Source organism: Trichocoleus sp. FACHB-40 (assembly GCF_014695915.1).
In the GTDB taxonomy this organism is placed as follows: Bacteria; Cyanobacteriota; Cyanobacteriia; order Cyanobacteriales; family FACHB-T130; genus Funiculus; species Funiculus sociatus.
In genome coordinates this window covers 18139-29361 of the sequence record NZ_JACJPF010000075.1, presented here as the reverse complement: position 1 = coordinate 29361, position 11223 = coordinate 18139, and the positions used below count along the sequence as shown (strand labels likewise).

Here is an 11223-nt window from a genome sequence, read left to right as displayed (position 1 = left end):
TAGAGTATTTATTACATCGGCTTTTAAATGAAGGAGAGCTGGTTATTAAGTGGGGACGAAAGCTCAAAAACAAAGGTAATGCTTTTATCACAATTTAAATGCACAACAGCTTATGACTAATTTTATTTTCCTTGCCACACCTCAAGACCACTATTTGGGTTATCTGTGTAAGTCCATTCCCAGTCATCACTTACCTTCGTAGCTACTTTTGGGCCGAAGGGATTAGCTGTGCCGATAAAAACACCATGAGGCGTAGAAACGATGTTGCGAACTCCATAGTTATATGGATTTTGGAATCCTTGGCGGGTGACTGGTAGCCAATTTTCTCCATCGTAAGTTCGCCACAGGTCAAAGCCGCCTTGATGCTCAATAATATTTTCTACTCCTACCCGCTTCAGAAAACTAAATAGCCTCTGAGTTTTACCCTCAAAATTGGTGTAGCGGAGGAAGATAGTCCAATCCATAGTGCCTGCATAAAGCCAGCCATCATGGATACTCATCTTCCAGATGTAGCCGCCGAAATAATTATTAAATCCCGGATAAAAGCCGCTTAGATGCTGTTTTCCGTCACGGGGATTTCCTACAATTAGTTCCCAGGAGCCATCGTGATGTAGCCTGATAATTTCAGCAGCGGCTGGCCCTATTTTATTTTGCTGATCGTAGCCGCCGCCTTGAATACCAGTGCCTACATATAAAGCATTATTAAAAACTACCATGCTGACTGTGATTTGATTTAAGCTGCCACGACCAGCACCATCTGAGATTACCTTTGTCCATTCATAGGGTGGTTCTCCTTCTGCCAAAGTACGCCATATTTGGAAACCATTGTTATTGGCGGTTCCAGCATATAGATAATCGCCAAATCCGACTAGCTCGAAAATAGCTTGATTACTTGGATCTCCAAATCCGGGTTCATTTACTATTTGCCATTCACCTTTAGCAGGATCGGGGCTTTCACAAATAAATGGGACACCAGAAATATTATGTTTACCTCCAGCAGAACCTGTTGGTGCGGTAAATAATTTGCCTTTAAAAGGTACGAGCAATCGCGTACTTGTGAATTTTAAACCTATTAAACCAGGCTGGGATACGGGGAGAAAGTTTTTGCCATCTTCGCTGCGTAAAATTAGAGCGCCTTCCCCGCGCGATCGCGACCAATTCGCCAGATAAAGTACAGGCTCAGTGTCCGATTCTCCCTGGAACACCACCATCGCCCGATAGCCAAGTTCGCGGCTAATTTCATCTCCCTCACTGCCGATAACCATCGGAGCTTGATGAACGCGCTCCCACTGTTCTAAAACTGGACTATAACGCCAGATTTCGCCTCGTGCCTGATTTTGCTCAAACTCTGGGGAATAAACTGGGTAGGGACACTCAACAGGCCAGACGCCAATTTTTACATGAGGCATTCCGGCTTTGATGAGACAGAGATTGGCGCGGGAAGTCCCAACATAGAGATGGTCTTTGAACCACGCGATCGCATGAGCGTAGCAATTATTTAAGTCTCCAAAACCGTTCTGGCAAATCTTGCGAAAGTTGGATTCTTTCAGCCCTGGTTTTGGTTCTGGATTAAAAATTCTCATTTCGGTACTAACAGGCATTGTCTAAATAATTAAGTCGCTTTAAAAAGCTTTCTACTGATGCTATTAATGCTTGCGGTTGAGATACTGGAAAAAAATGTCCAGCAAGAGGAACAAACTCGAAATGTGCGTGAGTCCATACTTCTTTTAAAGCATTAGCAGTTGGAACTGTGGGCGAAGATTCTCCATAAATCGCTAATGTGGGTTTGTTTATTTGTTGTAATTGCTCTAAACTAACACCTTCAATATTTCTCAAATCGTGCCGTGCCGAAGTTGTTTCTAATAACTTTAGCCAGCGTGATGCAGTGCGTTGACTGTTTTCTGGCACCAGTTTCGATAATAATCTGCGGAGGCGGTGTTTCCCTGTTGGTAATCTCAGCTGCAATCGCGCGATCGCTTCGAGTATTTGATACCCAGATTCTGGATCGTCTTCATCCAGTTCGACACCAATCCGGTTTAAAATTCGTTGTGTCCTCTTCCAGCGGGGCCAGTCGCGCAGCCTCTGCCTTGGCTGCAACACTCTCAATCGTACATCTACCAGAATTAAACTTTTTACACGTTCTGGATAGGCACAAGCAAAATCTAGGATGACAGAACCGCCAAAGCTATGCGCCATTAAATGAGCGGTTTCTATTCCCAAATAATCTAATAATTCCCTTAAATCCTCAGCCATTTGCCGGGGAGTATAGCCATTTTCAGGCATGGAACTTCGTCCGTGTCCGCGCAGATCGAAGAGTGTCACCGGATGGGTAACACTCAGCTCTAGTGCCAGATGATACCAAAAAGCCAAATTTGTCGCCAACCCATGCACCATAACTAGGTTGCTTGGGATGTCGTTTCGACTATCTTGCTCCCCCTTTATCCCCTGCTCCCCTTGGTAAAGGGGGTTTAAAGGAGAATCGAGGGACAACTTTTGAGGGAGTTGAAGATAGTTTAAATCGACTGTTTTTAGGTGAGCGACAGGCAATTTCTACTCCAGGTAGCCAAGCATTTGTAGTTGAGCGAGGATTTTATCTTTTTCATCCTCGGTAATATTCCCAGACTGATTATCGACTTCTGGAGCGCGATCGCTTGCCGTTGTAGCACCTGTAACTACTGGTTTTGACTCCAAACACTCGTCAGTAAAGAAGCTCTTGGCAACCAATCCCTCCAGATCCGAGGGAATATCTAAGCCTAAACTATACAACAAAGTGGCAGGAACATCTGCAACATTATGTCGCTCAGCTTCAAATCCACCCTTGATACCTTTCCCTCCCGCCAGGAAAATGCCATCAGGATGATGAGTCCCTTGGGGTGATTTCCGGGGTTCCACGGGAGGTAAGACATTGTTAATAGAAACAAAGCCGTAATCGCGCAAAACTAAAGTTAAATCGGGTGCTTCTAAAAGAGCATTCCCCGAGTATACATCTTCGCGCTTATAAATAGCTTGGATAATCCGTTCTCCCGTGTTCTCGTCTTTAAAATTTTCCAAGTCTTGAATTAGTTTTTCCCGGAAACTTTCATATTCTTCGGGTTTTATTCCAGGTTCTCCCGGCTTTTTAGCAACGCGAATTGCAATCCCATTGCTAGAAGGAGTTGGACAGTAAGCTAAGGTTTCTTCCCAATCTAAGTTCGCAAAATTGCTTGCTTCCCGTCTTTTTTCCGCCTCAGAGTTATCCACTTTTCTCCAAGTCAGATAACCTTTTTCATGCAAAAAGGCATTGATGCGGACAACTTCTGTCGTTGCTGTAAAGCCATGATCCGATGCCATAAAAACTTGAGCATCTGGCCCCGCAATTTCTACAAGTCGCTGAATATAACCATCTAAGCGGCGAAAATATTCCAAGCAAGACTTCCGCATTTGTTGCTGCCAAGGTGTGTTGTGTGTGGGGTATATTCCAGGGTCGAGAAATTCCCAAACTTGGTGCTGAAGTTTGTCGGTACCATCAAATAAAACTGCCATCAAATCGGGACTATCTTCGGTTAGCAGTTTCTCCGCCACTCGGAACCACTGTTCTTCCCGAATAATATGATATTTAACCCAATTTTCCAGGTCATCTGTACTCATGTAGGTTAGGGTTTGATTTTCTTTTTCAAAGTCCCAAGCCAACTCTTTGGGATCGAAATCTGGAATTTCTTTGAGTCGGTCGTACAATTCAGGCGGTGTTGTGTTGCGGCGCAGATGTTTCCAGGGGACAAAACCAGGAACGAGAGAACCGGAAATTGGTCGTGGTGGTGCTGTAAATGGAAAGTTTAAAGCTACAGCGGTGCGATTTTGACGACTTGCCATTGACCAGATTGTTTCTGTACGAATATCCCGCGAATCATACAAGGTGAAATAAACATCCTGACCTTTATCTTCGTAGCGCACAAAGTCATAAACTCCATGACTTCCCGGAGTTCTTCCCGTCATAATGGAAACCCAAGCTGGCGGAGTCAAAGGATTGGGAGTTGAGCGCAATTTTGCCCGTACTCCTGTTTCCATAAACTGTTTCAGAAAAGGCATCGTCACGCCAATTTCCGGCAAATCAGAGGTGATATTATCCAGAACTGTGAAGGTAGCACCATCGAGTCCGATAAAGAGAGTGCGAGTCATTATTTTTACCCGTTTAATTTTTGTGTTACAAAGGTTACTATTTCGTCTACGCTGAGGTCATCTACATAGCGACCGCCGCGCATTAGTAACTGATCGAATCCTAGCTTTTGCTTAAAATGCTCTTCCAAAGTGACAACTAAATGAATGATGTCAACAGAAGCAAAACTCAGGTCTTCTACTAAGTTTGTATTACCAGTAATTCCATCTAATTCTAGTTCCCATTCTTGGGTCATGTCTTGAAGAATGTCGATGATTGTGGAGTGAATATTTGTTTCGGTGACTTGCATGATTTTTGCCTCTTTAAAACCCGGTTTGTTGCTTTTTTAATGTCGCCCCTCCCCTATGAGAGGGGAAGAATCTGACTTCCTCTCCCCTATGAGGGAAGGGAGTCGAGGGTTAGGTTTTTGTGACGTTTATTTATGTCCATTTACTTAACACTGACAAATAGCTAAAACTTCATTATCGCCATACCATATATTGACGGGAAAACACTCATTATTGTGAGTTACTTTTACTTGTTTACCATCAGGAGAACAGGAAGCGATCGCCCACTTTCCCGGTACTCCTTGCAATCCTGTACCAACTGCTTTGCTGGCGGCTTCCTTAGCACACCAAAAACCGAGTGCAATCAGGAGATTTCCCGAAGGCAGCAATTCCAATTCTGAGGGGCTGAAAGCAGCATCAATCCAATCTTCAAAGCGAATATTTCCCAGTCTTTCTAAGTCGATACCAAGACGCGATCGCCCTAAAGCTGCAACTACATAACCCCGACTATGACTAATAGAAATATCCGGTAATGGCACCATCGCCTCTAAGCTAGGACAACGCAAAAACGGTTTACCCAATTCTGTAGATAAAATTTCAATATCTACAGGTGCAATTTCCAAGTTTAGAACTTGTTTTGCCCACTGGCGTACAGCGTCTTTAGCAGCGATCCGGCCGAATAAGCGATCGCGTCGTCTTGGCCCTTTTTCTGGTAGTTTATCCCAAATCTCCCGCTCTTTGTCATTTAACATCAAATCAGCCAGTTCCTGATGGCAAGGATTTAGAGAATTTTCTGGTTTTGGATCTACATAAATACGCCTACAAACTAGACCCGTTTCTACTTGCATCCAAGGTTGTGAGAGGAGAGGGGAAGAGGGGGAGAGAGAGACAGGAGGAGAAGGAAGCATTTTCTTTGTCGGTAAGTACATAAAAACCAGTTTTTACTAAAAACTCGGTGTTAGACACGTAAGAGTAACTTCTAAGAAAACCGAGTTTTTTGGCTTTATCACTCCGAACCGTTATTGTCAGTAGGGTTAGGAAACAGAGATGTCATCACCCTTCCCTGACTCGCGAGAAATTCTTGCATTAAATCAAAATGCGCCGATACAACAGCTAAGCGGATATCATCCGAGAAAACAGGAGTTTCGGAAGAAGTAGCAAAGGACTCTTGTGCGTTTATTTTCCTCACTTCCTCCAAACTGACTTCACTGGATACTGCACTATTTTCAAAAGTTTGTAAGGGTTGGTTTAACGTCATTGTTTGAATTTCCGCAGGTTCGACCTCTCCCCTGCTAGGGAAGGGGAGAATTTCTTTTGCTTCCCTTGGAGAGGAGAGAATTTCTCCCCCTTCAACGGAGGGTAAAACGGTTAGGGGGTTAGGTTTTTCTGGTGCAAAATGTGATTCACCAGGTTGGTGGGAGTGAAACTTCTCCTGTATTGATTGGGCAAACTCTGGACGCAACTGCATTATTGGCAGCGTTAGATCCAAAATAGGACTAGGTTTCTTAATGCCATTTTGTACAGTCTTCACATCCAAATTGACTGGCGTTACTTGGCGATTTTTATACAAAGGAGCCAGATCAATTTCTTTACCTATTACAAACAGTCTTGCCAGCAAAAGTTGGATTTGTTCTAGACCAGATTTTCGCTGAGTATTACTGGGTATAGCAACATAATCACGGTTACGGAGAATATCATCGACAAAGCCAGTTAGATTGCTGCTGGGGCCAACTTCGATAAAGGTTCTCACGCCCTCATCATAAAGGTTTGCAATTGTTTCCCGAAAACGTACTCGACTAGACCACTGTTTAATAGCTACATCGCGGATAGTTTCTGGGTCTGATGCAAATTCGGTACAAGTCGCACAACTATAAAGGCTAGTATGACCTGCACTCATGTCCAACTTTTCATAGTAGCTGCGTAAAGCCGATGCCATCTCTTCAAATACAGGCGTATGAGTGGCGCGGTCGAAGGGCAAGTGCATACAAATTCCGCCCGCCTCTTTTATTTGATTTGCAGCTTCATCAATATCACCTTTACTGCCAAACAAAACCACCTGATTTGGGCAGTTGTCCATCGCCAAATGCAAGCGTCCTGAGTAAGCATTGAGCAGCGTTTTGATGAAATCAGGCTCAATAGCACCAACGCTTAATAATGCTCCTTTAGGAACACTATTTGTTGCCTCTAAATCCTTATAACTTTGGTTTAGAAGACGTTTCATTTCTATCAGTTGCTTTTTCCCTTTGACGCGGGAGACACCTGAAGCGAGTAAAGCCGTATGTTCCCCGGTGCTGTGACCAACCATAACATCACATTTGATGCCAAAATCGTGCAGCAGTTCGTCTAAAGCCATGCCACCAGTAAACACAGCTTCGGTAGCAACATCCATCGCATATAACTGATTTTCCCCCAGCTTTTGTTCTTCTTGTGTTAAGCCTGTTGGGGATGGGAAAATAAAGCGGCTGGGTGGATTTTCCCAGATTCCCGCAAAGGTTTCGTCTGACAAGTCGAACCACGCCCGAACTTTAGGGAAGTACAAGCAGAGGTCAGCTAACATATTAGGATATTGCGACCCCTCTCCGGGAAACAAAAAGGCTGTTTTACCCGATTTTTTTACATCTGCTGTGTAGTAAATTCCGCTGCGCGTTTGCAGTTTAGTACATTTGGAATCTGCTAATTTTTCTAGGGCTTGTTTTAGCTTTGTTTGTAATTCTGGAACGTTTTTGGCAATGACTGCTAGGCGATGAGAGTGCTGAGTGTTTGCTTCCGATAAAGTATAGGACAGGTTGGCAAGGGAGATACTTTCATCGATTTGCAAAATTTGCTGAATGTTGTTGATGGAAGCCATCAGGTCTTGCTTACTATTACCAGAGAAAATTAGTATTTCTGTAGACCAATTGGTAATTGGTAATTGGGAGTTTTCGCCCAGTCCCCAATCCCCAGTCCCCACTCCCCAGCCTCTATATTCTTCTAAGATTGCATGAGCATTAATTCCACCAAATCCAAAGGCGTTGATTCCGGCGCGGCGTGGAGTTTGTTCTCCATGAATCCAAGGTCTAGCTTCGGTATTGATGTAAAATGGCGTTTTCTCAATTTCTAAGGCTGGATTCACCTCGTCGCACAGCATCGGGGGCAATACTTTGTGGTATAACGCCAACGCAGTTTTGATTAGACTGGCAACACCTGCGGCTGGGATGCAGTGACCGATCATCGATTTCACAGAACCCAAGGCACAGCGTGGGAAGTTTCCTTGACGCTGACCAAAGACATGATTTAGCGTCTGCATCTCGGTCTGTTCTCCCAAGGGGATGCCAGTGCCGTGCGCTTCAATTAGCCCAATAGTGTCTGGATCGATGCCACTATTTTCGTAAGCACGCTGTAACGCCAAAACTTCACCTTCCAGCCGGGGTGCTAGCAAGCCTAGCGCTTTGCCGTCGCTGGAGGTGCCAACTCCCTTGAGAACAGCATAGATGCGATCGCCATCTCGTTCTGCATCCTCTAGCCGTTTCAAAATCAAGAAACCCACACCTTCGCCTAACAGAGTCCCTGCCCCTGACGTGTCAAACGGGCGAATTTTACCGTGAGATAAAGCCCCCAACAGACAGAACAACATATGAATCGGTGCAGGAGTGGCAGCCTGTACGCCTCCAGCCAGCATCATGTCACAACGACCGCTGATTAATTCGTTCATCGCTAGTTCAACCGCAATCAGGGAAGAACTACAAGCAGCATCAGCTACGTAATTTGGCCCCATCAAGTCTAGGCGGTTAGCGATGCGTCCTGTAACTACGTTGGGAACCAAAGTGGGGATGATTTCCGCAGCTAGAGGCGGTACGCTACTCTTTAGCTCTTGGCGAATACTATTTAATGTGTCTTGGTCGAGTGTTGGATGCAGTTGACACAGCAAATCCAGCGTTTGGTCTACAATCATACTCTGCTGGAGTGCCGTCACAAAACCCCGGTTAATATAGGTACCTCGTCCTAGAATAATCCCGGTTTTTTCACGATTGAAAGGTTTATCTGTGTAGCCCGCATCAGCGATCGCATCCCGTGCTAGTTTTAGGGATAGAAAGTGGTCTGGATCTCCCCCATCCACTGAATTTGGCATAATCCCAAATTCAACCGGGTTAAATTCAGCTAATTTACCCAAAAAGCCACCTTTACGGGTGTATATGCGACCGCTTTCGGTAGAATTTGGATCAAAATAAGCACCAGCCCATTCATCGGGTGCATCCTCAACCGCATCTACCTTGTTCAGAATATTTTCCCAGTAAGCACCCAGATTCTTGGCTCCCGGAAACAAGGCAGACATCCCGATAATCGCAATATTGGTAGATGAACCTATTTTATTCATAATTTGCTTGCCAAACGATTAAGGGCGGTATTGCAGGTACTTTCTATGTCTTTGAGATGGAAGCGGACGTTACCGTTTTCATCAATAAAAATGGCATCGTACACAAGCATATGGTCGTCAGCTTGAGTAACCCGGAAAGCAACTTTTAGCACACTATTGAGCGCTGATTTGCCATAGCGGATAACTGAGCCAAATCTTGAAGGTAAGGCAGTTGTACCTTTTTGGACACGCGACCAAGCGATCGCTAACTGCGGTGCTGTATCAATTAAAGCCAAATCAAATAACCAAGATGATTGCTGCGATGGCATCACCTCAGCATCAATTCCTTGTCCATTTAATCGGTCAATAGCTGTCAATAACTGGAAACTAGGCCCGTGGAATAAATAGTCACGATAAGCAACAGCAACATCCAAACTATTGCCGGAATCTAAAGCGTCTATTTGCACCTTAGGCGATGCCAGCATCTGCGGACGCAGAATCACAGTAGCTTTGTAGAAAGGAATTTTACTCTCAGGGTCTACAATTTGGGCTGCCACTTCCAAAGATTCCAAGTCGGCGTGAGTAGAAGCACGAGCGATAAAAAGCACTTTTCTGGCTTCTTCGAGTACAATTCCCCGCAAAACTCGCAAATCCCGAACCTCTGTTACTGTCCATTCTGACCAAGCAGCTTGGACAAATTCCGCCATCCACTCTAAGGCACCCGCAGCCGGCAAAACTGGTTTACCATCCAGGCAATGATCTTGCAAGTAGGGATGCAACAGAAGCGAGAAAGTATGTTCTAAGGTAACGGTGCTATTGGGTTGAATTTGTAGTTGAGACGTGATTGGATGCCCAGTCCCCAGTCCCCAGTCCCCAGTCCCTTCTTTCCCAGCCCCCAATCCTTCAAAAGTCCCAATAATTAACTCTGTGTCGCCCTTATTTCCATAACGCAGTTCCTCAATAAAGAAGTGACGACCTGCATCAGGGGGAATGGGGATAACGCCTCGTTCTCGAAACTGACGATTCACTGACTCAGAAGCCATACCCGTGACGTCCCAAGGCCCCCAGTTGAGGGCGACAATGCGAGTATTTTGCCAACGCTGGTCTAGTTGCCATGCTAAACGGTTGACAACTTCGTTAGCAGCAGCGTAGTCGGACTGTCCGCGATTGCCAAAGCTTCCGGCAACCGAGGTAAAGAAAACGAGTAATTTTAAAGAGTCGGGTCGCAGGTGTCGGGTAAGAATAAAGGCACTATCGACTTTAGTATCGAATACAAAGTCGAAGGATTCTAGGGTTTTATCAACTATCAGCTTGTCTTCGATGACACCAGCACCATGAACGACGGCATCCAGACGACCGTAGCGAGAGTAAATTTCCTCGATGAAACAGCCAAATTCTTCAGCGTTTCTGACATCAACTGCTTGATACTCAACGTTGACACCAGCTTGCCGACAATGGCTGAGGTTGCGACGGATGACGCGATCGCGTAATATTCCCCGTAGTTGATTCTCAATCTGTACGGGCGTTACTGGCTTTCCTTGCGCTGCCAGCAATATTTTCCGCAGTTGAGAAATATCCTCGATTCCCGTTGTGTCGGGAGATTCCTCCGCAGGTTCCGGAGAACGACCAACCAGTATCAGGGTAATCCCTGGAATCAGGAAGGTACTGGCAATTTCGGCTGTAATACCTCTAGCACCACCAGTAATTAGAACTACCCAATCTTTGGCAGGATGAATCGGCAAGGAGGAAGCACGAAGGGAAGATAAAGGTGCCAAAACTGGCTCAAATACCATCCGCTTTCCTTGTGGATAGCCGACTTCTGAGTGACCTCCCGATACCAGCAATTCTTTGATGATTGTTCTAGCAATTTCGGCGGCTGATAAACTATCGTCGAAATCAATGGCTTTCGCTTCCACTCCAGACCATTCCTGCACCATTGTTTTGAGTAGTCCTTTACTTCCGCCACCTGTGGGAAGACCAGAACTACAGCTACCATCACGCCCAAACTGCCCTCCTAGTAGCGAGGCTGCTAGGACTTGCGTATAGGGGAACCTCTCCCCCTGCCCTCCTAACAGGAGAGGGGAGCTAGACACCCCGCTTACCTCATAGGGAAGGGGCGTTAGGTCAGATGCACAAACTTGGAGAACTGTCAATAAGCTTTTGCAGTCGATTTGGGTGTACTGCCGCCACTGTGAGAGAGTTTCCGGCATGGGGATGGGAGAAAGTGCGCTCAGATGGATAATTCCTCTGACTTCCCCATTAAGCGATCGCGCTTCGTTAATCTCAGCCGCCAGTTTTTCCGGATCGAGCAGAATAGCAGTGGAGAGGGTAACTGGGGTGGCTCCCATGCGCCGCAAGCCTTCCGAGACGTAAGGCGCAACGGACATCTGATCTTGGGTAATCAGAAATAGCCCGTTAAGGGAGACTACTTCCGTGTCAGGTAAAAGTTCTGCCCGCGCTTTCATTATGTA

7 protein-coding genes are annotated in these 11223 nt (G+C 45.6%); all 7 read right to left on the bottom strand.

The window, feature by feature from the left end; genetic code table 11:
* Positions 1–122: 122 nt before the first annotated feature.
* Positions 123–1601 carry a hypothetical protein gene (locus H6F63_RS17975; RefSeq protein ID WP_199298120.1) on the bottom strand — a complete coding sequence of 493 codons (1479 nt, stop codon included), beginning with the start codon at positions 1599–1601 and terminating at the stop codon, positions 123–125.
* Positions 1591–2394, bottom strand: a complete 804-nt coding sequence (locus H6F63_RS17970) for an alpha/beta hydrolase (RefSeq protein WP_190638899.1) — start codon at positions 2392–2394, stop codon at positions 1591–1593. Before H6F63_RS17970 ends, H6F63_RS17975 begins: the two co-directional genes overlap by 11 nt.
* A 156-nt stretch (positions 2395–2550) precedes the next feature.
* Positions 2551–4155, bottom strand: a complete 1605-nt coding sequence (locus tag H6F63_RS17965; RefSeq protein ID WP_190638898.1) for an alkaline phosphatase family protein — start codon at positions 4153–4155, stop codon at positions 2551–2553.
* Positions 4156–4160: 5 nt separating this feature from the next.
* A complete protein-coding gene (locus H6F63_RS17960) occupies positions 4161–4442 on the bottom strand; it encodes an acyl carrier protein (protein WP_190638897.1) in 282 nt (93 codons plus the stop codon).
* A gap of 144 nt (positions 4443–4586) precedes the next feature.
* Positions 4587–5327, bottom strand: a complete 741-nt coding sequence (locus H6F63_RS17955) for a 4'-phosphopantetheinyl transferase superfamily protein (protein WP_190638896.1) — start codon at positions 5325–5327, stop codon at positions 4587–4589.
* 98 nt (positions 5328–5425) lie between these two features.
* Entirely contained in the window at positions 5426–8773 is a 3348-nt protein-coding gene (locus H6F63_RS17950; RefSeq protein ID WP_190638895.1) for a type I polyketide synthase, read from the bottom strand.
* Positions 8770–11217, bottom strand: coding sequence for an SDR family NAD(P)-dependent oxidoreductase (locus H6F63_RS17945; RefSeq protein WP_190638894.1), 2448 nt, complete (start codon positions 11215–11217; stop codon positions 8770–8772). Before H6F63_RS17945 ends, H6F63_RS17950 begins: the two co-directional genes overlap by 4 nt.
* Positions 11218–11223: the final 6 nt, after the last annotated feature.